The organism is Maritalea porphyrae (genome assembly GCF_030159895.1).
Classification (GTDB): domain Bacteria; phylum Pseudomonadota; class Alphaproteobacteria; order Rhizobiales; family Devosiaceae; genus Maritalea; species Maritalea porphyrae.
This window is the reverse complement of record NZ_BSNI01000002.1, coordinates 1,522,211-1,544,759: the sequence shown is the minus strand read 5'-3', so window position 1 is coordinate 1,544,759 and position 22,549 is coordinate 1,522,211. Positions and strand designations below refer to the sequence as shown.

32 protein-coding genes are annotated in these 22,549 nt (G+C 50.2%); 6 read left to right on the top strand and 26 right to left on the bottom strand.

The window, feature by feature from the left end:
• Nucleotides 1-6: 6 nt before the first annotated feature.
• The 18 genes from QQL65_RS10975 to QQL65_RS10890 all read right to left on the bottom strand — a co-directional run bounded on the left by QQL65_RS10975 (nt 7) and on the right by QQL65_RS10890 (nt 10,435).
• Nucleotides 7-441, bottom strand: coding sequence for an NlpC/P60 family protein (locus QQL65_RS10975; protein WP_284364466.1), 435 nt, complete (start codon nt 439-441; stop codon nt 7-9).
• Nucleotides 438-1,328: a DUF2163 domain-containing protein gene (locus QQL65_RS10970; RefSeq protein ID WP_284364463.1), complete on the bottom strand. Its 891-nt coding sequence runs from the start codon at nt 1,326-1,328 to the stop codon at nt 438-440. Before QQL65_RS10970 ends, QQL65_RS10975 begins: the two co-directional genes overlap by 4 nt.
• Nucleotides 1,325-1,942: a DUF2460 domain-containing protein gene (locus tag QQL65_RS10965; RefSeq protein WP_284364458.1), complete on the bottom strand. Its 618-nt coding sequence runs from the start codon at nt 1,940-1,942 to the stop codon at nt 1,325-1,327. Before QQL65_RS10965 ends, QQL65_RS10970 begins: the two co-directional genes overlap by 4 nt.
• Nucleotides 1,942-2,493, bottom strand: coding sequence for a phage tail tape measure protein (locus QQL65_RS10960; RefSeq protein WP_284364456.1), 552 nt, complete (start codon nt 2,491-2,493; stop codon nt 1,942-1,944). Before QQL65_RS10960 ends, QQL65_RS10965 begins: the two co-directional genes overlap by 1 nt.
• A complete protein-coding gene (locus QQL65_RS10955) occupies nt 2,486-2,686 on the bottom strand; it encodes a rcc01693 family protein (protein ID WP_284364455.1) in 201 nt (66 codons plus the stop codon). The genes QQL65_RS10960 and QQL65_RS10955 overlap by 8 nt, the downstream gene beginning before the upstream one ends.
• Nucleotides 2,686-3,006 (bottom strand): gene transfer agent family protein, encoded by a 321-nt coding sequence (locus QQL65_RS10950; protein ID WP_284364451.1) that lies wholly within the window; start codon nt 3,004-3,006, stop codon nt 2,686-2,688. Before QQL65_RS10950 ends, QQL65_RS10955 begins: the two co-directional genes overlap by 1 nt.
• The gene (locus tag QQL65_RS10945; protein WP_284364449.1) at nt 3,006-3,422 is read right to left on the bottom strand and encodes a phage major tail protein, TP901-1 family; all 417 of its coding nucleotides are present in this window, start codon (nt 3,420-3,422) and stop codon (nt 3,006-3,008) included. Before QQL65_RS10945 ends, QQL65_RS10950 begins: the two co-directional genes overlap by 1 nt.
• 18 nt (nt 3,423-3,440) lie before the next feature.
• Complete coding sequence (locus QQL65_RS10940) at nt 3,441-3,836, bottom strand: DUF3168 domain-containing protein (protein WP_284364448.1); 396 nt, start codon at nt 3,834-3,836, stop codon at nt 3,441-3,443.
• Nucleotides 3,837-3,840: 4 nt separating this feature from the next.
• Nucleotides 3,841-4,194, bottom strand: coding sequence for a phage head closure protein (locus QQL65_RS10935; protein WP_284364446.1), 354 nt, complete (start codon nt 4,192-4,194; stop codon nt 3,841-3,843).
• The gene (locus tag QQL65_RS10930; RefSeq protein ID WP_284364444.1) at nt 4,191-4,769 is read right to left on the bottom strand and encodes a head-tail connector protein; all 579 of its coding nucleotides are present in this window, start codon (nt 4,767-4,769) and stop codon (nt 4,191-4,193) included. The genes QQL65_RS10935 and QQL65_RS10930 overlap by 4 nt, the downstream gene beginning before the upstream one ends.
• 81 nt (nt 4,770-4,850) lie before the next feature.
• Nucleotides 4,851-6,089 (bottom strand): phage major capsid protein, encoded by a 1,239-nt coding sequence (locus tag QQL65_RS10925; RefSeq protein ID WP_284364442.1) that lies wholly within the window; start codon nt 6,087-6,089, stop codon nt 4,851-4,853.
• Nucleotides 6,090-6,099: 10 nt separating this feature from the next.
• Nucleotides 6,100-6,579 (bottom strand): HK97 family phage prohead protease, encoded by a 480-nt coding sequence (locus QQL65_RS10920; RefSeq protein WP_284364440.1) that lies wholly within the window; start codon nt 6,577-6,579, stop codon nt 6,100-6,102.
• Nucleotides 6,579-6,740, bottom strand: a complete 162-nt coding sequence (locus QQL65_RS10915) for a hypothetical protein (protein WP_284364437.1) — start codon at nt 6,738-6,740, stop codon at nt 6,579-6,581. Before QQL65_RS10915 ends, QQL65_RS10920 begins: the two co-directional genes overlap by 1 nt.
• Nucleotides 6,741-6,757: 17 nt before the next feature.
• Nucleotides 6,758-6,943: a hypothetical protein gene (locus QQL65_RS10910; RefSeq protein ID WP_284364435.1), complete on the bottom strand. Its 186-nt coding sequence runs from the start codon at nt 6,941-6,943 to the stop codon at nt 6,758-6,760.
• On the bottom strand, nt 6,944-8,149 hold the full coding sequence (locus QQL65_RS10905) for a phage portal protein (protein WP_284364433.1): 1,206 nt from the start codon (nt 8,147-8,149) through the stop codon (nt 6,944-6,946).
• A 16-nt stretch (nt 8,150-8,165) separates the two neighbouring features.
• Nucleotides 8,166-9,431, bottom strand: a complete 1,266-nt coding sequence (locus QQL65_RS10900; protein ID WP_284364431.1) for a DNA-packaging protein — start codon at nt 9,429-9,431, stop codon at nt 8,166-8,168.
• Nucleotides 9,418-9,831: a hypothetical protein gene (locus QQL65_RS10895; RefSeq protein ID WP_284364430.1), complete on the bottom strand. Its 414-nt coding sequence runs from the start codon at nt 9,829-9,831 to the stop codon at nt 9,418-9,420. Before QQL65_RS10895 ends, QQL65_RS10900 begins: the two co-directional genes overlap by 14 nt.
• A gap of 145 nt (nt 9,832-9,976) precedes the next feature.
• Nucleotides 9,977-10,435 (bottom strand): YcgN family cysteine cluster protein, encoded by a 459-nt coding sequence (locus QQL65_RS10890; RefSeq protein WP_284364428.1) that lies wholly within the window; start codon nt 10,433-10,435, stop codon nt 9,977-9,979.
• 261 nt (nt 10,436-10,696) lie between these two features.
• On the opposite strand from QQL65_RS10890, the gene QQL65_RS10885 reads away from it, so the two are divergent.
• From QQL65_RS10885 to QQL65_RS10875, 3 genes are read left to right on the top strand one after another with little or no spacing between them, the layout of a single operon-like run.
• On the top strand, nt 10,697-12,721 hold the full coding sequence (locus QQL65_RS10885; RefSeq protein WP_284364427.1) for a transglycosylase domain-containing protein: 2,025 nt from the start codon (nt 10,697-10,699) through the stop codon (nt 12,719-12,721).
• 4 nt (nt 12,722-12,725) lie between these two features.
• A complete protein-coding gene (locus QQL65_RS10880; protein ID WP_284364426.1) occupies nt 12,726-13,298 on the top strand; it encodes a DUF1214 domain-containing protein in 573 nt (190 codons plus the stop codon).
• Nucleotides 13,295-13,843 (top strand): DUF1254 domain-containing protein, encoded by a 549-nt coding sequence (locus QQL65_RS10875; RefSeq protein ID WP_284364425.1) that lies wholly within the window; start codon nt 13,295-13,297, stop codon nt 13,841-13,843. The genes QQL65_RS10880 and QQL65_RS10875 overlap by 4 nt, the downstream gene beginning before the upstream one ends.
• A gap of 12 nt (nt 13,844-13,855) precedes the next feature.
• On the opposite strand, the gene QQL65_RS10870 is transcribed toward QQL65_RS10875, so the two are convergent.
• Nucleotides 13,856-14,728 (bottom strand): hypothetical protein, encoded by an 873-nt coding sequence (locus QQL65_RS10870; RefSeq protein WP_284364424.1) that lies wholly within the window; start codon nt 14,726-14,728, stop codon nt 13,856-13,858.
• 300 nt (nt 14,729-15,028) lie between these two features.
• On the opposite strand from QQL65_RS10870, the gene QQL65_RS10865 reads away from it, so the two are divergent.
• On the top strand, nt 15,029-16,198 hold the full coding sequence (locus tag QQL65_RS10865; RefSeq protein ID WP_284364421.1) for a DUF2336 domain-containing protein: 1,170 nt from the start codon (nt 15,029-15,031) through the stop codon (nt 16,196-16,198).
• Here the strand turns inward: QQL65_RS10865 and QQL65_RS10860 are convergent.
• From QQL65_RS10860 to QQL65_RS10850, 3 genes are read right to left on the bottom strand one after another with little or no spacing between them, the layout of a single operon-like run.
• Entirely contained in the window at nt 16,195-16,530 is a 336-nt protein-coding gene (locus tag QQL65_RS10860) for a DUF1491 family protein (RefSeq protein WP_284364420.1), read from the bottom strand. The genes QQL65_RS10865 and QQL65_RS10860 overlap by 4 nt on opposite strands.
• A 6-nt stretch (nt 16,531-16,536) precedes the next feature.
• On the bottom strand, nt 16,537-17,385 hold the full coding sequence (locus QQL65_RS10855) for a peptidoglycan-binding domain-containing protein (protein WP_284364419.1): 849 nt from the start codon (nt 17,383-17,385) through the stop codon (nt 16,537-16,539).
• An 18-nt stretch (nt 17,386-17,403) separates the two neighbouring features.
• Complete coding sequence (locus tag QQL65_RS10850; protein ID WP_284364418.1) at nt 17,404-19,155, bottom strand: ATP-binding protein; 1,752 nt, start codon at nt 19,153-19,155, stop codon at nt 17,404-17,406.
• Between the two features lie 327 nt (nt 19,156-19,482).
• Between QQL65_RS10850 and QQL65_RS10845 the strand changes: the two genes are divergently transcribed.
• Both QQL65_RS10845 and QQL65_RS10840 read left to right on the top strand, forming a co-directional pair.
• Complete coding sequence (locus QQL65_RS10845; RefSeq protein WP_284364417.1) at nt 19,483-19,737, top strand: hypothetical protein; 255 nt, start codon at nt 19,483-19,485, stop codon at nt 19,735-19,737.
• A gap of 153 nt (nt 19,738-19,890) precedes the next feature.
• A complete protein-coding gene (locus tag QQL65_RS10840) occupies nt 19,891-20,295 on the top strand; it encodes a SufE family protein (RefSeq protein ID WP_284364415.1) in 405 nt (134 codons plus the stop codon).
• 32 nt (nt 20,296-20,327) lie between these two features.
• Here the strand turns inward: QQL65_RS10840 and QQL65_RS10835 are convergent, their stop codons facing one another.
• From QQL65_RS10835 to mnhG, 4 genes are all read right to left on the bottom strand, one after another.
• A complete protein-coding gene (locus tag QQL65_RS10835; RefSeq protein ID WP_284364413.1) occupies nt 20,328-21,038 on the bottom strand; it encodes a DUF6456 domain-containing protein in 711 nt (236 codons plus the stop codon).
• Nucleotides 21,035-21,442, bottom strand: a complete 408-nt coding sequence (locus QQL65_RS10830; protein WP_284364411.1) for a helix-turn-helix domain-containing protein — start codon at nt 21,440-21,442, stop codon at nt 21,035-21,037. Before QQL65_RS10830 ends, QQL65_RS10835 begins: the two co-directional genes overlap by 4 nt.
• Before the next feature lie 202 nt (nt 21,443-21,644).
• On the bottom strand, nt 21,645-22,070 hold the full coding sequence (locus tag QQL65_RS10825; RefSeq protein WP_284364407.1) for a Ros/MucR family transcriptional regulator: 426 nt from the start codon (nt 22,068-22,070) through the stop codon (nt 21,645-21,647).
• Nucleotides 22,071-22,213: 143 nt separating this feature from the next.
• Nucleotides 22,214-22,546 (bottom strand): monovalent cation/H(+) antiporter subunit G, encoded by a 333-nt coding sequence (gene mnhG / locus QQL65_RS10820; protein WP_284364406.1) that lies wholly within the window; start codon nt 22,544-22,546, stop codon nt 22,214-22,216.
• Nucleotides 22,547-22,549 lie beyond the last annotated feature (3 nt).

The window sequence follows — 22,549 nt, the reverse complement described above, 5'->3', positions numbered from 1 at the left end:
AAGGGTTCAAGTTCTTTCTGGAAATTCGAATTGCGCGACGATGCGTCGACGCCACCAGTTGCTAATCGGCACTTCGACAACACCGACGCGTTCCTGTGCGTGGATGAAGCGATTAGGCTCCGTCACAATCGCACAGTGCTTAGCAGGTAGCCCTGTATGCATCCGCAGCAACACCACTTGTCCTGATTTCAAGTCAGCCTTCTCTAAAAGCATGAGGTGTCTATCTGCCAACGCGCGAAGTTGCGCCGCATGCGATTGATCGCGCCAATTTCGCGAATATGGTGGCAACTCAAATTTGTGGTCACCAAACAATTCACGCCAAATGCCGACGATGAGACCCAGGCAATCACAACCGGAACCCTTTGTCGCTGATTGATGCCGATATGGCGTGCCGAGCCATTCTCTCGCGCGAGAGACAATCTCTGAATTCTCGCTGCTCAATTGACAAGCACACCTCCATCTAATGGATTATCGGCGCTTGGATATTTCAGAATAAATGCTTCGCCCGGGATGTGGGGAAACCCTTGGAAATTCAGTTGGTTTGCGAATTTCTCTCTGCAAGTGGCGAATTCTTTATCGCAGCCAAATGTGATGCGAAGTTGGTCGCCAATTTCACTTAGAGTGTGGTTAGTTCCGTCCAAGTAGAGCACATCAGTGCCATCCAGCTTTTCATGCCTCAATATGCGCATAGCCTTATTTTTCCTTTGGCCCGACAACCATTTTACCTGCCCGCCACTTGCCCAACCGCTATCTCGACTGCCTAGTCCCGACACAACGAGAGCGTTGTACGCGGTGATTTGGGTGATCGAACAAATGCTTGAATATTCGGAGCCAATTGAATTGAGCGTGCAAGAACCATCGCCAAATTCAGCGTTGCAGGTTCGCTGGAATAAGCGTCCCCTCGCCTGATTTAGCAACACATGCTGCGAACGCAGTTCGGCCCTAAAGACACCATCGCGCTCTATAATTTCTCCGATGAAATCGCGTCGAAAATGGTGTCTGCAGGTTGGATCACGCCAATTGACTTTAAATGTATCAACAATCGCGCCAGCAAACTGTCCGTCTTGAATGTGCGCTGATTGAATTCGATCATCATCCAGCCACCCCATCACATCAGAGGTATCAACTGCGCTTTCAGCTTTTTGAACAGTTGCGGAAGGCGAGAAACCCGCGCTCGGCATGAATTGGTGACCATTGAAACTCAGCATCTGATCGTGGTCGGTGAAACCCAACGCTACATCATTCTTTTTCGTTATGAGCCAGCAAGTGCAAAGTGTGGTCGCACCCGACTTAATGTGCGCATCAAATTGAGCATCAAAATGCCTCATGCACGCACCTCAACCAGTTTAATAGTGGGCGCGTGCGCTGCGTCAAAACTGGTAATTTCAACGTCTAATCGATCAGCGGCAAATCGGACGGGCACGTTGAATATGAAACCAGCGGTGACTTGAACACCGGATGCAGGAGGTGCATCTAATGTCACCATGCCTGTTGTTTCATCCACTGCAAAGGCAGTCGTTGGAACACCGTCGAGCGCGATGAGAACACTGTTCTCTTCAGGCTTCATGATATTGCGCACATATGGGTCAAACGTTGCCCCATATGTCTTTACAAGATGAAATGTGACTTTGGTGCCATCACCTATCCCAATTTTTTGATCGTGAGCGGAGATGGCGCCATCGGCAGAGCTATGGTCGATCGGATCGCGAAACAAAAAGCTGTGAAAGCTGCCACGACGTTCTTCAAAGAAAGAAAGCACAACCCGCAAATCCGATTTGGATTTCACACCAAATCCAGCATCATATCGTCGACGTGATTGTGCCCACCGCGAATTTCGCTCTTCTGCACCCGATGCGAGTTCGACAATATCAGTTGCCCATTCTGGCCCCCCGCGCGCGCCAAGGGCAATGTCCAAAGGAAACAGCACATGATGAAAACCCATTAGCTTGCTCTCCGCCCACGGCGAACTGCACCTAAAAGGGAGGCACCAATTTCTGCCTCAGCGCGTTGAAAGCTTTGCGCGTCAGTTGCATTTACAGTCATCGAAATATGAATTGGCGTTGTCGCATCTGAAGCGACACCTAGCTGTCCTGAGCTGTTTCGCCGCAATGGCAAAATGGCTTCTGCACCGGCTTCACCCGCCAAACCAATACCACCAGAAATTGGGAAGAAAGTGGGGCGATTTATGACGCCGCCTTTTGCGAAAGCTTGGACGTTTGGCAACCCTGGGTTTGCGCCGGCAAAAATGCCTTGAACCAAATTAGAAATCATTCCACCAACGGGCTTAAGCGCAGCTTTTAGCGCAATATCTGCAAAGCTCTTTGCTATGTCGTGCAAAACCGACTTTAGCGACTTTCCCTTGCCAATCGCGTCCGCAAATCCGTTGGTTATGGTTCTACCTACGTCGTCAGCAAGCGTTTTGATCCGTTCGAATTCCGCGCCGACATCGTCAAGTTCGTTCTGCCAATTCGGCAGTTGAATTGTGCTATCCATTTTGCTCATCCTTATCGGGATATTTTTGCGCAAGTTGTTCAAAACTATTGCGGTCAAGTCCCTGAACATCTTGTCCGAAGGCAATAGCGATCATGCGCAACTCAAGGGGTGTAAGCTGCCAAAACTCTTGTGGCGAAAGGTTCAGCAGGCCAAATCCGATTTTGGCCGCTTCGGCCCATGGAAATCGGTTCATCAATCAGATTGAGGTTCACCAAACGCGGCAGCAAGAAGTTCAGCTGCAATTTTGGCTGCACCGCGCGCGCCACCAGCAATATTCATCGTTGCCAACTCATCATTGCTGATTGCGTGGCCAGCCCCCCGCAGGCCTGCGCCAATAATTGAGAGCAGATCTCGGGCTGATACGCGCCCCTTCTCGAACCGCTCAATCATGCCATTCAAATCATTAGCTTGAAGTGCTGCTTCTAGTTCGGCCAAGGCACCAAGCGTCAGGCATAGAATATAGGTTTTATTGCCAATCTTGGCCTCAACCTCGCCTCGCATCTTATTGACCATTAAGCAGCCACCGTGAACGTGATTGCCCCGGCACTTTCGAGCGCGATCTCAAAGCCGACCTCGCTGGTGTGGTCTGCCGAAAACTCAAGCGCGGTAATCTGAAAAGGCCCCTGGATAGTACCGAAATCTGGGATGATCAGCTGCCAGTTGCGCAGGTCTCCTGTAAAGAACAGTTCTCTAATTTTCGCATCCGAGCTGGCATCTTTGAACACCCCCGCCCCGCTCAATGAAGCCGTTTTGATCCCGCCACCCGCGAGCAATTCCCGCCACTGACCAGAAGAATAGCTATCGGTTGTATCGATAGATTGAGCGTTAAATGCAAGTTGCCTTGTTCGAATGCCCGCGACCGTGGCAAAACCACCTGCGCCGCTTTCGTCGAGTTTTAGCAGCATATCACGACCGCTTTGTGCACTCATTTGGCTGTTCCTCAGTTTCTAGTTGTTTTCAATTCGGAATTGCGTTTGCACGAGAACACGCGTCCAGCCATTGCTTGGAACAATGGTGCTTTCAGTCCTTGTGTGGGCGGTTTGGATCAACTTCATATTGCCGCCAACTATGGTCACTGCTTCCAGCGCTGTCCAAAGCCGCGCCGCAATATCAAAGCCTTCGCAACGATGCGGTTTGTCCAACCAAATATGCCAATCCAACACATGACTGGAGATAAATAGATCCTGAGCAAGTTGGCGCTGACAATCGTGACGACCGACGACAATATATGGTGGGCGCAATCCTTTGCCAGGTGAATCGAAAACTCGATTTGTGCCAATCGATGCGGTCAATTCGCTGTCCGCTTTTAGCGCCGAAACCAAAGCCGTTTGCAGCTGTTTCATTGCCTCATTCATGTCGGGACCCTGTTACAATAGGTCTGGAACAAATGAGTTTCTGATAGGCTTTGTGACCATTGATGTCGGCGATGCTGTCGACATCCAAGGGCTGCCCGTCAACCATCAGCCGATCACCTGGTGCAATGTCGGATCGAAAGCGGATTGTGACGTGGGTTTTGTCCAACTGCGCAATGGCATCCGCAATGGTTTGCGCAACGCTGGGGCCCGAACGCACTTTCGCCCAGACATTGCCTAAGCTGGTGTAACTGCTAGTTTGTCCGCCGGTTGCATCATTTGTGGTCGTACGTTTTAGCAATTCAATGCGTTGATTCAATTCCCCAAGGGACGGCATGCGAATGCTCATATGTTCATAACCTTGTAAGAGGCGATTAGCTGATCGAACCCGTGCGGCACGATCGCGCCGCTGCCGGCCATCACCACCGCTTCGCGGTTTTGGAACCAATGCCCGATCAATGTCAGCAATGATTGTTTAAGCGCGCTGGGCACATCAACTGCGCTGTTGCCGAAGCCGACTTGGTAGTCAATTTCGATGGCGGCTTTATCGCGTTTGATGGGTTGCCCCGCGATCATTTGGGGCAATACAATTCGCGCTGGCCGAGATTTTTCATCTGGCAAAAACTGGGCTAGCGGCAAAATGGATGCATCGCCAGAAGCGTCATAAACCCGAATAGCCTGCAAGGAGTGAAATGGCCCAAGTGGCAGCTCGATTTGTTTTGAATTCGGCCAACAATCCAGCACTTTGCGCCAGGTCTGGGTGATCATGGCACACCGGGTAAGCGTTTCAACATGGACGCGAGCAGCTGCGATCAGGGTTGTAATCAACTGATCATCCGCAGCGTCGCTGACCCGCAAATAGGTCTTGGCTTCTTCTAGCGAAATTGGCTCAATTGCTGGCCCGGTCAATAAATATGACGTCATTTCTTCTCCTTAAATAGAAGCGGCCCAACCTGCGGGAGGGAAACAGGTTGGGCCGACAAACTCGGTAAAGCTATTGGAGGCTTAGCTGACCGAGTATTTGAGAAGTTTGATCCCATCGAAATCAAGTACGCCGCCGCCTACGCGTTTCGTTGTGTAGAACAGCACATAAGGCTTTGCAGAATATGGGTCGCGAATGACGTTCACACCTAAGCGATCAACAATGAGATATCCGCGGCGGAAGTCACCAAACGCAATCGCGGTTGCATCAGCGGCCACATCTGGCATGTCCTCAGCTTCCACAACCGAAAAGCCCATAAAGCTCGGGCGCATGCCCGGCTGATTGCTCGGCTGCCACAAATAGTTGCCGTCAGCATCTTTGATTTTGCGCAATTGTGCTTGCGTGCGACGGTTCATTACCCAATTGGCGTTTTGGCGATACCCCGCTTTCAGTGCGTAGACCAAGTCGATCAACACATCGCTTGGGTTTGAGGCTGGCAACGCGCCGGCGGTACCGGTTAGCAAATAACCGATATTGCCCCAAGACCAGCTATCATCCGCAACTTGTGGCGCAGAGAGAAAACCTGTTGGTTTTTTGACGCCATCACCAGAAACAAAGGCAGCCGTTTCTTGCTCTGCAAAGGCCGCTTCGACCTCTTCGGCAATCCACGCATCAACATCAACAGCGGCATCGTCCAGAAAGCTCGCCGTTGCGGCAGGCATGGCGTACAGCTCAGTCGTTGGATATTCGATTTCAGCAAGCGTTGAGGCTGCGGTTTCGGGTCGGGCATCGGTTTCGCCAACCCAACCGACGGTTGGGCCAGCGGTGGCAATTGGTTTTTTGTATACCGATGAGGAAACTTGGCGCACGCTAGCGATTGAGCGGATCGGCGAAATCGCGGCCAAACGACGGCCAATATCTTGATCCGTTTCAATTGGCACAAGATATCCACCGTCCGGATTTGACCCGGCTGACAATGCCTTTTCCTCGCCTTTGCGGACATAGGCGGAGAACGCATCCTTATACTCGCTATCGCCTGCAACAATCAGCCCATCAGCCCCGAGGTTTGGACGCATTTGCTTCGCCAACATATTTTCAATCGCAGCATTTTGACTGTCCATCGCTGCGTTGATGCGATCTAGTTTTTGATCAAGAAGAACGTCTTCTTTCTTGCCTTCGATGGCAGAAAGGCGAGCGTCGTTTGTGGACCTAAACTCTTCAAACGCATGCATAAAATCGTCAAACAAATGCGTGACGTCATCGGTGGCGTCAGCACGTGCGTGTGCCTTCACCTCAAAGTCGTGAGACGGTTTGGTGGTCATTGAGTATCCTTTAAAAGGTTGAGGTTAGAAGCTTGGTTGCTTGTTTGATGTTCTGCGCAAGCTGCGGCGCAGCAATCCGCGCCACGTCGAGCATGGGAAATGTCACTATCGAGATTTCCCAAAGGTCGATTTCGTAAAGACGACGAGCTGAAGCGCGCCACTTGGTGGACGCGCGCACTGTTCGAAATCCAATCGAGAGGCCATCGATCCCACCATCTCGAATGAGACTAATCAAATCATGACCGCGAGCCACGTCAGGACTGATTTGCCCAGTGACTTTGAGACCCAAATCCGTTTCACGAATGGAGTGCCAGACGCCAACAGGTTCTTTGGGGTCGTGCTGGAAAAGCATCCGAATGTTGGCGGCACCACGTTTATTAAGTGAGTTCTGAAACGCGCCGCGCACAACGATGTCGCCGCCCTGGTCAATTTTGCCAAAGATGCTGGCATAACCAGAAAACACACCATCTTCGCTGATTTTTATGTTCATTATTTCGAGCGCACCCGACCACCCGTTGCCGTGCGATGAGTGTTCTGCCCACCGCGACCAGTCGAGTTTTTGGTGGTTTTGGAAAGGCTAGAAGCCACATTCCATGCAAATTCTCTAAATTCATTTTTGGCATTATTGGACATTGTGTTTTTCTCAACCATTGAAACTCTCCCTTTGACTATTTGCGCTTGAAAAGCTTGTTCAGCGCGGCAATCTCATTGACGAAATTGTCAAAGCGGCGATTGGCTGCGCCCAGCTCTTTCAGCGTCCACACCAGCAATGCGCTTGTACTGCTTGCCCAAAGAAAAAGAGCGAGATGCGCTAAGTCACCTCGCTCGACAAAAGTTTGCGAAATTTCAGTCATTTAATCCTCCCTGTGGTCCGATAGGTCCGGACTCGTTTTACTAAAAGTATGCTTTGGAAGACCGATCAGCTCTCGCTTTTCGTCCTCACTTAGTGTGTTGAGGGCATCAATTTTTGCCCAATTGGCCAGTCGCTCATCGGCGATGGCCTCTATCGCCTCAAAGTTCGGCACCAATGCCCAACGCCCTGGAAATATCAGGTGGAGGTTGCGCGAAAGCGCTGCACAGGTTTTGACCATTTGAGGAATTATGGTTTGGCGCCAAAAGGCACGGTTTGCTTCTTTGTAGTTTGCATAAGTCGTGTCGCCCGCAATACAGAGCAACATTGGTGGCACACCAAATGCCATGGCGATGTCACGCGCAGCGCTGTTTTTGGCTTCAATAAAGTCCATATCTCGCGGCGACATTGAGAGCGTTTTCCAGTCAAGCCCACCTTCTAAAACCATTGGACGACCGGCGTTCGCAGCACCTTGAAAACTGGCGTTCAACTCGGACTTGAGCCGATCGAATTGCTCTGCAGTCAAATTGCCTGCTTCTGCGCTATATACGAGTGCGCCAGAGGGACGCGCTGCGTTATCCAGAAGCGATTTGTGCCACTCACAAGCTTTGTTGTGGGTATCCACCGCATCCATTGCGGCCAAGATTGGAGCTAGTCCAGAATGATCGCTTGTGGGATGAAAATTCCGCAAATGGATCATCGGGATCGGGTTTTGTTTTGAAGCTGCAATGCGGCGCTTCGTGTTGCCTACCTTGTAATCATACGCTTTAATCCAGCCATCTTGCCCCACAATTGGAACCACTCGGTCCGGACGCAAGGGGTAGATATGATGGCGTCCTGGCTCAAACTGCAACACCTCTAGATAAGCGTTTCCGCTGAGCAAAAGATGACTAAAAATCGTTTCGATCAGTTCAGGACCACTGAGGTCTGGATTTGGACGCGATAGCAAATCTAGTACCGGATGGGTTGCCAGCCGCTCCCCTTGATCGTCGACCATTAACGGCACACGTGCTGCATTTTGGGTGACCAATGAGATTGCGCGATGAGCAACGGGATTGCGGATACATGCGTTTTGCGCTGCCGCTGCATAAGAGCGCCCCGACCAGTTTGCGGACGGGCTCTCCATCATCGATATAAACGAGTGCGCCGATTTGTGTTCGGCAGGCGAGTTCGCCCGCTGCCCAAACAGTCGGTTGAAAAAGTTGCCCATAGGGTCCTTCCGAAAACTATATGTTTCTAATACGCGGTCGTTGTCGCTTGTTCAGCGCAAGTTCCGCCACCGCCCAAACAAGTGCATCCAGGCGGTCTGGCGAATGTCCATTCGATCGGCCATCAACGCTGAAATTGCACATCTGGTCCTCTAGTTCAGCTAGCAAGCCAACATGGCGCACGCATCCTCGTTCATAGAGAAGCGCCACCGGCTCTGCCCGCAACCACTTGCCGCGTTTGGCGTGCACCGATTTTACGGGCAAACTCGGCTCAACCTGTAGCAATGCATTGCTTACAAGGTCGCCGCCTTGGTTTACCTCTGCAACAACACAATCGGCTTGATAATACTCGTATAGTTCAACCACTTTGCGAGCCCATTTCAGCGGCGACGCTTTTGAAATCGTCGCATCGGCCAAAACGTAGACGCTTTCTTCAAAGAGGCCGGCAACAACGATGCCGCAGCTGTCTGATTTGTCGTGGCTTGTAACCGGCGGATCAACAGCCACCACAATTCGTTCCAACTCTGGTGCAGTTGCAACCCGGTTCAAGTCAATCAATTGCCGCGACCACAAGGCGTCGTCTGCGCTTTGAAGTATTTCACCCTCAAGTTCTTGTCGCCCAAGTGAGGTGCCGCGATACTGACCAACGATGTGATTTAGGAACGCGGGCGCCAGATTTTTCCGATTATCTTGCGTCTTAACTTTGCTTACCCGTGTCATTGGATCATCAATAATCCGCTTTAACAGTTTCATCGGCTTGGGCGTTGTTGTTACCAATTGTTGTGGGCGCTCACCGAGCCGCATACAGAATTGCAGCATGTCCCAGGTTTCATCCGCATGACCCCACTTACAAACCTCGTCGCACCAGGCGCTCGCAAATTGGGGACCGCGCAAGCTCTCGGGATCAGCGGCAGAATATAGACGCGCAATTGCACCGTTTGGCCATTCCAATTCGTTTCTCGCGCGGTGAAAGCTGGGCCGTTCACTTGTCGGGTGAATACTCATCAAGCCAGAATGCCCTTCAACCATCACTGCGCGTGCATCTGCTAGTGTTTCGCCCACCAGCGCAATTGGGCTCTTTGGCTTCTGTGCCATTGCGCTTGCGCGCACCCACTCAGCGCCGGCGCGCGTTTTTCCTGCCCCACGGCCACCAAGCAACAACCATGTTGTCCAATCCCCATTTGGGGGTAGCTGCGAACGTCGCGCCCAAATCGACCAATCAAATTTTAGCGCCTCCAACTCGTCATGGTCGAGTTGAGCAAGCAGTTGGTCAATTCGGTTCATTCAACCTTGCGAGATTTTGAGCAAGTGCCTCACGAAGCGCATGTACGGCCGCACTTTCAACCTTGGTAGACTTTGAAGTCTTTAGAGTTGAGCGCAGCTCCACAAGCTTTTCAAAGGTCTTTGCGATATTGCCAAGTTGCACCGCATCGACTGGTCGTTCAGGACTTATTCGGCGGTCAAGCTGTTCCAGCTGGCGATGCAACACACTAAACATGGTTTCCAAGAATTCATGTTGCTCTGAAATCTCGGTGGGATGCCGACGCGGCCAGCATTCCTTTTTTGCGCGGAGATACAATTGAGACCGAGAAATCGAAAACTTCGCGCAAATCTGCAGGACGGTGAGATTGCTTGAGACATAGGCATTCGCCACGTCGCTCCATTTTGGATCGGTTGGTTTCAAAGGTTTCGCTCATATTGCTGAAATAAAAAAGGCAACCAAGCTTGAGCTGGTTGCCGTTGTTGGCCGCACTACTTCGACCATGCCCAAAACCTACCAAATGACCGTCACGGTGTCAAGGACTATTTTCCTATTTAGGGAATTTTTCTTATTCAGGCTCTACCGTAGGGTCAAACTCTGGCCAGCCAACAATGTGGTTTTCCCAGTCTTCTTCATTCACTTCTGCTTCTGAAACAGAGCGTCCTTTGACGGAAATGCCGGCGTCGATAACGGTCTGCTGATCACCCGAAACAAGCGGATGCCACCAAGCGAGCCCCTTGCCCTCTGCCAAACGCCGATATGCGCATGTCACCGGCATCCAATTGATTTCAGTTACATTTTGGGGCGTCAGCTTTATACAATCTGGTACCCGAACTTGCCTATTGGCGTAGTCCGTACAACCGCACGTTTGCTCGTTCATCAGCTTGCAATGCACATCTGAAGTGACGATTTGTCCGGTGTCCTCGTCCTCAAGCTTAATCAGGCAGCAACGCGCGCAACCATCGCACAATGACTCCCATTCAGCATCGGACATTTGAGCGAGAGATTTTTCTTCCCAAAAATTCATATCGGTCTGTCTTGTTTCAGCCTGAAAATTGCGCCATCAATTGTTTCAATGTTGGCTTAATGCACTTAGTGTTAAGTCTCAAGCGCTTAATCGAAAACGACAATCGCAATTTAGATAGGCATGTAAGTGGTGGATCCGTTCTATCAAAAGAAGAAAGGGCGCAAAACGTCGAAGTTTATCCGCCTGGATTCTTGGCTGGATTCGTCGCTTTATGAGACCTTTCAATCGTTTGGCCATAGCTATCAACGCTTTGGCGATTTTATGTCTCTGTTCCGTGTCACAGGCTTTCGGCGGCTTATCGTCGAGCTGGTCTCTGATGGTTTAACGTTTTTTGCCCTTGGCTTGGTGTTGATGACGGCACTCGCCCTGCCCTCGTTTCAGCTAACAGCGAGTGGCGAGTTTAACCAGGTTGATGACTATGCCATCACCTTTCTTGATCGCTACGGAAACGAAATTGGTCGTCGCGGCATTAGGTCAGACGACAGCATTGAGTTGGCGACAATACCCGAACATTTGATCAATGCGACATTGGCAACGGAAGACCGGCGCTTTTACGAGCACTTTGGCATTGATATCATGGGCATTACACGTGCCATGATCACAAACGTGCGCGCCAATTCCTTTGTTGAAGGTGGTAGCACGATCACCCAGCAGCTTGCCAAGAACCTCTTTCTGTCGTCAGAAAAGACCATCACGAGGAAACTTCACGAAGCGTTCTTGTCGCTTTGGCTGGAAACGCATTATAGCAAAGATGAAATCCTGAAGCTCTATTTTGACCGCGCCTATATGGGCGGCGGCAATTTTGGCGTCGCTGCAGCGTCGGACTATTACTTTGGCAAGAAGGTGCAGGACATCTCCCTTGCTGAAAGCGCAATGTTGGCAGGCTTGTTCAAAGCACCGACAAAATATGCACCTCACGTTGACCTTGCCGCGGCGCGTGGGCGGGCAAATGATGTACTGACCAACATGGTGCAAGCGGGCTTTATGACAGAAGGCCAAGTGACCGCTGCGCGTTTGTCACCTGCTTTCCCGATCGAGCGCTTTGAAGATGTTGAATCGCCAAATTACTTCCTTGATTGGGCCTTCAATGAAGTCAAAAGCATTATCAAGGACTACCCGGTCGGCACCGCGTTTACCGTGCGGACAACTGTTGATCCCGTGTTGCAGAAACACGCTGAAAACTCAGTCGCCTCGATATTGCGTGAAGAAGGCGAAGCCTATCGCGTGCAGCAAGGTGCGATGGTCGTTCTAGAGCCACACGGCGCGGTTCGCGCTATGGTGGGCGGCAGTGATTACGGCAAGAGCCAATTCAACCGTGCAACGAGCCCGACGCGACAACCAGGCTCGTCGTTCAAACCATTCGTTTATGCAGCCGCACTCGAAACCGGCAAGTTCAAACCCAACACCGTTATTTCAGACGCGCCGATTTGTATTGGCGATTGGTGCCCCAAGAACTATGGCCGTTCATATGCTGGCCGCGTTACGCTCAAAAGTGCCCTAGCCCGCTCTATCAACACAGTGCCGGTGCGATTGTCGCAAGCAACTGGTCGCCAACCAATTGCTGATTTAGCGCATAAGATGGGCATACAGAACTCGTTCCCCGTTACCCGTTCGTTGGCACTTGGGGTAATTTCTGTCAGCGTGATGGACATGGCATCGTCATATGCAGTGTTTGCGAATGGCGGATACAAAGCCAAGGCTTTTGGCATAAGCCGCGTCACGACGTTGCGCGGCGATGTGGTTTTTGATGCAAAGCGCGATATTGCACGTGAACGAATTCTACAACCGGAAACCGTTTCAGGAATAAACGAAATGCTCCGCGCTGTGGTGACTTCTGGCACCGGTCGTCGTGCCCAGGTTCCTGGCACGCCTGCATCTGGCAAAACTGGTACCACGCAATCATATAGGGATGCTTGGTTTGCTGGATATACCGGCAATTATGTTGCCGCGGTTTGGTATGGGAATGACGATTACACCAAGACAAATAATCTGACAGGCGGCCGACTCCCAGCCCAGACTTGGCAGAAGTTTATGTCATACGCCCATTCCAACGTAAAGATTGCCGATTTGGAGGGCGCAGAATTTGAGCGCTTGGAAGTTGGTCTTGAGCAGATCGAAGATTCTGACAGTGAAGCACCGCCGTTGGTGCGTCCGCCGACGCTCACGGATGAAGCAGGCGAAAAACTTCGTGAATTGGAACGTACATTCCAAGAGCTTTTGTTCCGCCTTGATGGCTCAACTGGCACCGCAGATGTATCTGCGGCGTCACATCAAGAGTTAGGTTGAAATCTTGCTTCGCAACGCCTTCTACATCCTATTCACACTCGCGATTGCTCTAAGTACCGGGTTCGGCTCGGCTTACTATATGGTGGAAAATGGCCGACAGCTCACCGCATCTAAATATGGAGCTTGGTATGGATGGCCCGATTCTGGGGGCGCAGACACCCATCCCTATCGCCGTGCGGCCCTTGCTCGTTCTGGCGCCCTACAGCTCGGCCGCGCCGAGGGTGTTGTGTTCACCGCAACCAAAGATGACGAAGGTGAAGAGCTGACAAGCAAATGCCAATATCGTATTTTTGGTAGTACGCCGGATGCGTCTGCATGGACACTTCGGGCAGTTCCCGTTGGAAACCGATCATCTGCTGATATCGAGCGCTATTTGGTCAGCGACAAAATCAACCGTATCGAAGGCGGAAACTTTGAAATCGAGGTCTCGCCAAAAATCCAACCAGGCAACTGGTTGCCCACTCCTTCGGCGCAAGCGTTTGCACTCAAGCTGAGTTTTTACGACACAACAGCATTTCTTGTGCTTGGAAACGACGAAGTACGACTGCCGGCAATTGAGCGAGGCAACTGCTCATGATTAGGTTCTTCACCTATATGCTTGCTGGACTTGTTCTAGGCGGCATCATCCATATCTGTGTCATTCTCATTATGCCGGTCGTGTCGACCCAAAATGCATGGGTTTCTATTTCTACTTTTGCGCCAAATAACGAATTACGCATTCTGGGTCCCGACGATGCCGCGCTTGAGACAAGCCTAGAATTGGACCCCGCGTTCGTGCACGCCGTCTGCCAAGTGAGTTTGGACGATGGACCAGTGGAAATAGTGGGAGCTCTGCCCGCGACCTTTTGGTCCGCAGCACTTGTTGCACAAGATGGCAGCGTTCCCTATTCAACGACAAGCCGTACCAATAATAGCCGTGATATGAATATTGGCATATTTAACGTGGATCAGGCGCGAAAACTAATCAGTGACGAACTGGAAATTGATGAGAGCCAACAGATCGTGCGCGTTCCCACAAACCAATTAACGGCAATTATTCGTGTCTTGCCCACGCACCCAAGTTTATCTGCGGCGGTTGAGGCACAGCTAGAGAACGTCCGCTGCGCCCCATTGTGGGGATAGAATACCGCAAAGCTATTTCAGGAATTCGTCTTCATCTTCTTTGATCTCGCTTTGTTGTGAATAGCGAGAATCCAGGAGCGGGAAATCCTTATCGTGGTTGTAGCTTTCCTTCGCGAATGGATCGCAGAATTCACCATTTTTGGCGCGCCCAACAAGTACTGCAAATCGATTCAGATATTCATTTGCGGTGTGGGCTTCTTCATGTGGCGTTTCAACAAGCAATCTGTTTAGCGCGACATCATAAGATTTGTAGCGGTAGTCGACTGCCCTTGCGAACCAGGTGATGTAATTCTTGTTCTCATATTCCCGCGCGCGAACCTGATGCTTAACTGCTGTATTGTCGGCATAAAGTCCACTCAACGCTACTTCGCGTCGACGTTCGATCTCCATGACCAAACAAATCGACCCAAATGCGCTCGGGATCGTTTCAATGTCATCATACACATCTTGCGACAAACGAAGATATCGACCGCGAGAAGAAGCAAAATCCATCAAACGCAAATGGCGATAATATCGGTCTGTGCGGAAGTTGAGATCAACTGGTTTGCTCAATCTAGTTCTTTGCATTTCGACCGCATGATCGAACATCCAATCTTGCGCTTTGTTGGCAACCAAAAAGCGCCATATGCGGTTGCGCATGTCCTGTTCTTCGTTTGTCAAATTGAAAAGGGAGACAGGCTCTTTTCGTCCATCTGCGGCGAGCGCACCAACCCGCGGCAATATCTCATCGTGCAACACATCGGATTGCGCACGCCCAAAATCGCCAACTGGTCGTGCACAAGCAGCCAGTGCAGTCACTAGCAAGGTAAGAGCCATGAACTTGAATAGACTAGTTGCGCTTTTCGCGCCGCTTGCGCTTTGCCCGCACATTATTTTGGTCGTCATTTTCGCGTTCATATCGCACCCCAGGAAAAATCACTACATTGCCGCATCTGATATCTCTCGACCTATCCCGGCGTGGCCTACTACTCTTTATAAACTGTACGATCCGCCCCATGGGAGACCTCACAAATTTGAGTTTGCTGTGTCTTAATTGTTCACAAGCATAAAGTTGCACAAATTCGAGATTGAATTTGCTGTTAGAAAACCATTAAGAAATCGTCAAGGTTAACAGTCTGCTAACGAATTGATGGAAAAGTTAGTTAATTGATTTGTTTTGAACCAATTTTGTGATTCTGGGCGGTTATGATCGGCTTTCAACCATACGAAACATTCCAACTCCTGATTGAATCAGGTGGTATTGATCGTGCAAACACACTTTTGGTCGCCGCTTGTGACGCTTATTCGCGTCGTCCAAAGCCGATGCCAACTGAAAGAATGCAGTTCGAAGCGTTAGCACAAAGACTATTCCCAACAGCGTCTGTTGCGGCGCGTGCGCGAGCAGCTGCAAAGCTTGCCCGGTCTCCTCACCTATCGCCAATTCTCGAGGCACTAGTGGTTGAAAATATCGGCGACGAGTTGGCAAGTTTCCTCGAAAACAATGAGTCGGTTTCTGAAGAGCTGTTGCTCAATATTGTTGAAGGTGGTGACGTTGAAAAAGTCGCCTTGGTTGCTTCGCGTAAAGACCTGACCAAGAAGCTTGTCAGCAAGATTTTTCCGGTGAACAGCCGCAAGGTTTATCGCGCACTCTCAAAGAACCGCTCGATTCATTTCTCCGGCCCTTACTTACGCGCGATCAGCAAAGCCGCAGCAATGGATCAAGTCGTAGCCCATTCTCTTGCCGCACGCGAAGACTTTGACAAGGCATATCTGCTATCTGCGTTTTTCGATCTTAAGGAAGAAGATCGTCTTGAAGTGCTCAAAGCGTTCCAGGGTCGCAAAATTCCGCGCACCAAAATGCACCGCACTTACGAGCATATTTCAGTAGCGACCGCAGAATTCACACAAGCGATGATGAAACTCTTGTCGAAGAACCGTCGACCAGAAGTGACACGCTTGCTCACCCAAATCACTGGGCTTGATGAAGTGCGTTGCGGGGAGATTGCCCACGATGTGAGCGGAGCCGCGCTTTTTGTGGTGCTACGCGCATTCGGATGCAACGAGTATGATGGGCTAAAGGTTCTGATCCATGCCACCGCGCACGATCGAAACAGCTCAAGCGCCCTTGCGCAATATACACGCCTATTCAAACAAGTTGAACCAGAGGCCATGGTGTTTGCAATGTCTGTGTGGCGCGGCGATGCTGAAATCACCGCCCTCGCAAGAGAAGCGTCTTCACGGCCAATTTCACACAAGCCTGTCGCTCCATACAGCACACGTACACCAGAACTGGACAAGGCTGCGGACAGCGCAACCGATGCAGTTGAACGTGCAATGCAGGCGGTTCAAAAGCTGCGTAATAACAAAGCGTCTTAGCCCAAATCTACTATAGTTAGTCCAAGATCAGGTTTTCTGGTTTCGACAGAAACCACCCAAAAGTCTGGATCAAATTCCGCCTCTTGGACAATGCGTTCACGTACGGCAATTGGATCTTTAGCTTTTATGCGCGCAACGAACTGTCGATCGGTCGCGTCTGGATTGGCGGGCGCTGGCGCAAATAGCGAACAAGTGCCGTCAAGGTGATCGACCTCAATCCAAATTTGACCAGCGTCTTTGTCGCCGCGTCGAGACACAACACAGAATTCGCCAGCATCATTTAGCCGTCGCACAAGGGCAGCGACCCATAGCTCGGCGCGAACTCTACTCATATCAAATCAGAATTTCGCGTTTGCAGCGATGAGCATATCAATTAGCTCTGGCGTCACTTCGCCAGTTTGATCGTAATTGTAAAATGTTTCGAATTTGCGGATCGCAGTTGCTGTTGCCTCACCAGCAATACCGTCAACTTTACCGACATCATAGCCAAGTGAATTCAGACCGGCCTGTACTTTTGCGACCAATTCTGAAGAAACTGCGGACGATGTAGATGACGTCGTTTCTGCTGTAGCCTGCTGCGCGATATTAAGAAGCGGATCAGAAGCAGCTTGCGGTGCGCTCGCAGGCGCTGGATTTGAGACTGGAGCCGAGTAAGGCACAGTCACCTGGCCCGAGTTCAAGATTTCAATCAAATCGTCGCTGATGGCCCCGCTAGAGGTCAGCCCATTCTCAACTTCGAACTCGCGAATGGCAGCCGCTGTTTTCGGCCCATAATAGCCATCGACCTTTTCTTTGAAATAGCCGAGCTCATAGAGTTTTGATTGCACGAAGAACGCACTTGGGTTGCCAGTGACAGGACCAAAAGAAGGCGCAGCAGCCGGCGCTGGCATTGGTTGCGCAACTTGCTCGATTACGGTTGGTGTGCGAACTGGCGGCACAAACTCGACGGGCGCAACCGTTGCTTGTTCAATTTGCTGATTGTTTGCAAATAGCGGCGCGGGATGTGCGTTCTCCTGCATATAGAGCGCGTTGATGCTCGCCCAACCCAATGAAGCGGTTAGCGCCAACGTAAATGCTGTGTTGCCAGGCGATTTCGCCATCAATTTCCAAATTGGCATCAAGAAGCCAAGTTTAAACTCCGGCATTTTCATCTCCGGCTGTTGGTTTACACCAGTGTAATTTGCCATTTCAAAATGTCCCCGAATCTATCCCGTCTTCGTGTGCAGCTTTTGCTGCTTGCGCTCTTCTTCAACAAATCGTCTATCGCTCAGGTTTTCCAACACTGCCGCCTGTTCGGGGCTCGTTGGTCCGTCAATAGGCAAGTTGATGGCAAATTGAGCGCCTTCACCTAATTTTGATTTTATCGCCACTTCGCCGTCATGCAGCTCGGTCAAACCTCGCACAATTGAAAGCCCCAACCCAGTGCCCTCATATTGACGATTTAGTCCATTTTGCGCTTGGAAGAACGGCTCTCCAAGTCGTGCAATGTCTTCTTGCGAGATGCCTACTCCGTAGTCTTTGACGCGCATTGAGATCGTTGTTCCGCTCATTCGGATTTGAAGTTCAACCTTTGAGTTTTCCGGGCTGAATTTCACAGCATTTGACAAAAGGTTGATCAACACTTGGCGGCAGGCTCGCTCATCAGCGCGCAGCATTGGCAAGTTCTTTGCAACATCTGCAACCAGCTGAACATTTTTTGCGTCAGCCGCGTTCTTCACAATTGCGAAGCACGGCTCAACCAAATCCTGGGGCGCAAACAACTCTGTACTGATCTCAAACTTGCCAGCCTCAAGCTTGGACATATCAAGTAGCATTGAAACCGTATCGAGCAAATGTGTACCAGACTGACGGATCAGTTGTGCATATTCGAGGTGATCAGGCGAAAGCTCGCCACCAATATTGCTGATCATCATGTCTGAGAATCCCACCACAGCATTAAGCGGTGTGCGCAATTCATGGCCAATGGTTGCTAGGAAGCGCGACTTTGCCTCGCTCGCTGACTCTGCAAGCTTTTTGGCTGCCTCAAGATCAACTTCTTGTTCCTTGCGCGAAGAAATATTGCGCATGATCGCAATAACTTCTGCACGACCTTCATCATTTTGCCGATCGTGAACCGCTGAGAATGCGACTTCCACCCAGACAAACTCTGAGCGATCAGGTCGTTCGCAACGTATACGCACGTCAATCGATTTTGAGACACCTTTATGACTCACATCAGCGATTGTCTTGAGGTACTTAGGGCGATCCAAAACATGCACACGTTCCATCAACCCGGTGCCAGAAAGCTCATATCGCTTGCAGCCGAAGAGATTTTCGGAAGTATGCGATAGATAAATGAGTTTGCCATCAGCATTGTAACGCGCAACTGCGTCACGCACGCTTTCAACCAGATTGCGGAATGCACGCGCCTGTGCCTGGTCGCTTTCAGCAAATGCACGCTTTGATTCAACTAGCGTTACAGCAAACAGCGCAAAGCCCATCACAAAGGCAATGGTCGCCAATGCCGAATTCACATAGCCATTTAGACCCAAGTCAATTTCGATGGCGGATGAGTAAACTAGGAATTGGATTCCCAACGAGAGGCTGCCGAACAATCCAGCACCAAAGAGGGCTGAGCGGCGGCCGAAGAAGTGCGCTGAGATTGCGGCCAAGATAACAATCGCTACCCCCGCGATCGTTGAACTAGGGTCAAGCAACGCGCAGGCGACGCCGACCAAGCAAAGCCCGAGCACCTGCAAATGCACACGCGATTCGATTGGCAATAGTGTTGAGGCAAATCCTATTACCCCAAACCAAATGGCCAGTGAAAGGAATAAAGAGCCAACAACGATTGAGCCCAAATAGAATTGGAAAGCGCAAATGGCGATCCCAACAGCTGCAACAACAATGCTAGCTTGGGCATTCACCTGAAATGAACGCGCGCGAATTTGGCCCGGGTTGTCTCCCGAGATCCTCATACTTTGTTTGTCGGCGTGACTAAAAAGAGCCGCCAAGGGATTACGCATTACAAAACATCACTCGTTGCGGTTTACATGTTGGATGCCAACTTCTCACGCAAGAAACTAAGACAGCCTTAAATGGGCCGTCCCGGAGTGGTTTTTGAGAATGGTTTCTACAGCTGTGGTAAACAAATGCTTTTCAACGCAAAAATGCGGATAGATAAAATTTTATCGAATTTTCGCACGTCGATTTCACAAATTGTAGCTACGGTCAAACCAACGAAAAAATTGTGGTAACAAATTGTGTTTTTAATCCGTTGTGTTTTTTGGCTGGGATTGGGCTTTATGGTCGTCAAACCGTTTGCGTTTGCGCCAGATGACGCTGCAACCCTCGCAAATCAAGCGCTGGCAAATGGCACCAAGTTGGCTGTCGAACAAGCTCTTGATCTAGAGTGTACCGACACAACATGCCAGCAAATAAAGACTGCGGCACTTATTACATCCGTTGTTACCACGCATACGAACAAGCCTTTGAGTGAACCGGTGCGGATGGGCAGCATTGCCCCTACCCCGCCGCCACGCCCAACAAGGTTTAACTGAACCACAAGAGACCGCATCACTTCCCCGATGCTACTCCAAATGCGGTCTTGCACCTGAGCCGACAACATCTCCCCGGTGTTGCGGCTCTTTTTTTTGCGTGGAGAATTTCCTTTGCATGGTCTAGAAGGAGGCGGAATTGCTCTGGAGACGGTAATGAATTTTGATGAGATTAAAGAGAGCCTGGAATTTCTTGACGATTGGGAAGACCGCTACAAGTTCGTAATTGACCTTGGTGGTGACTTGCCTGCGCTTGAGGATGCGGAAAAGACCAAACTCGCTAAAGTCGAAGGCTGCGTTTCTCAGGTTTGGCTCGTCGTTGATGAAAAAGAAAACAATCAACTGGTGTTTCGGGGCGATAGTGACGCAATGATCGTCAAAGGTCTCGTGGCTATTGTTGTTTCTTTGTTTTCCAACAAATCGCCACAAGAAGTAATTGATACACCGGCACAAACTATTCTCGAAGGTTTGGGGCTAAATGAGCATTTGACGTCGCAAAGGGCAAATGGCTTGCGGTCTATGATTGATCGGGTTTATGCGGAAGCCCGCGCGCGTCTCTGATAAATAAGCGCGGCACAAAACCTGTGGCGACATCAAAATCGTTGTCGTTGCCCCCCTTTTGCGTAAGCGTTGATGTTCCAGAACTCGGCAGCGTGATCTAGCCCCATGCGCAGAACCAATTTCGCACTGCGGCGGGGCCATTGACGCTCAAATTCAATTTGTTGAAGGCCCTTGTCGAAGCCACAAATGTCGACAACGACCGCGGCACAGTCTTTGGGCAAGTGACTTATAAGCTCGGCAAGCTTCTTCCGACAATCCAATGACATATCGGATAAATCAGCAATTCCAGCAGGTGTTGTGCCTTTTGGTTGCCTCAAAACCGAAAGGTTTTGTGTAATATTGGGCCGCAACCGACTTCTTTCAATCAAGGTAGAGACCCGATTTGCAACCAAGACATGATGCGGTAACAAGAATGCTTCCGCCTCACCCTTGTTCGCCCGCGACAATCGGGCAATCGTGTCATTGGCGCCTACCACAGGACCAGTTGGTTGCGGGAGGTGATTGTCTTCCTGCAAAAGCCTAAGGTGCTGTCTTTTCAACCATGACCGCGCTTCTGGCGTTGTGAGCAAGCCATTTCCACCTTTGGTCAAGACACCTTGAGAAATGAGTGCGTTTACGACTTCATTTGGCAAAGAGCAGCGATTTGCCCCATCAAGGACTACCCACTTCCCTTCAACTTGAGACAGCTCAGGTTTGGAGTGGACCGTCTTCACAAATCTATATTGGCGTCGCAAATGTTTCATTGCGCGGCCTGCTTGTTGTTGTAGCAATGATTATCTGCTGCGAAATTCAGAACATATTCGAGCGCCGTTAACGCGTGGTCGAATTCGGGATCATCGCGCATATCTTCGATCCGAGCACAGGCGTGGGACACCGTTGTGCGATCGCGCCGAAACAATTGGCCCGTTTTTGTCAATGTATTGCCCAATGCAACGTGCGTCATATACATGGCCAGCTGACGCGCTAAGGCAATATGTGCTTGCCTGCTTGAATGATTAAGGATCTCATCCGGACTGACGCCTTGAATAGCAGCTACCAAATTGACAGCAAGTGTTAGTTCCTCCCTGTTTTTAGTAGTTAGTCGCGTCCGGAAAATGCTGGACCGAATAGATCTAATTTCTTGCGATTTTGATTTTAAAGTATGCATTGTGATAAACGCTTTCATAATAGGTATATATTCCTATACCGCGTTTGTCATGAGGCGGGGATAACTCTGCCCCCAATATTTTTATTAAATTTTTATAAAATATGCATTTTTTTCGCTAGACAGATTCAATCTTCAACTTGAAGTAGAAATAAAAAAAGGGCCGCTAGCGGCCCCTTGTGGATTTTCTTCCTATCCGGAGAACTTACTTCCCGGGCTTGCGGCCCAAACCCATTTCGCGAGCAAGACGCGAACGCGCAGCCGCGTAGTTTGGCGCAACCATTGGGTAGTCGGCTGGCAAGTTCCACTTTTCCCTATATTCTTCTGGAGACAGGTCATAGTGGGTGCGAAGGTGGCGCTTTAACGACTTAAACTTCTTACCATCTTCAAGGCAGATAATGTAATCAGGTGTAATTGACTTTTTGACGGACACGGCAGGTTTACGTGCTTCTTGGGCTGGCTGAGCCTCTTGCTGCGTCAAGGAATGCAATGTGTTGTGAACATCAACAATAAGCTTTGGCAAATCCGCTTGGCTGATCGCGTTATTGCTAACATAGGCACTAACGATATCAGTGCAAAGCTCAATTACTTCGCTACTATTTTGAGTTTGCTTGTCTGCTGTTTGTTCCACGTTTCAACACCGTTCGTTCGAAATTCCAATACAAATAAGTGTTCCGCACTTATTACGTGCGGTACTAAAACGAATATAGTCAACAATCAAGGTGTAAATAGGACCAAATAGAATCAAATATCAGATTGATTGAATTGTTCGTTCTACTTGTCTTTTTCTAAGTCATTTACCTTCATCATTTCTGTTGGCCGGTAACCTGCAGCATAAGCTGCTTTCGCCAATAGATGTGCTGAAATAGGAGCTGTGAGCAAGAAGAAAACAAAGCCGGCGAGCGCGCGAAGCGCAACAGAGCCATCCAGCGCAAATACTGCAATGGCAACGAAAGCCAAGCCGGAGCCAAGTGTACCCGCTTTGGAAGCGGCATGCATCCGCGTGTATAGGTCCGGCAAACGCAATATGCCAATTGCCGCCGCAAGGCTGAAGAAAGCCCCAACAATCAATAATGCACCAGCAAGATAGGCCAAAATATCAGTCATCGT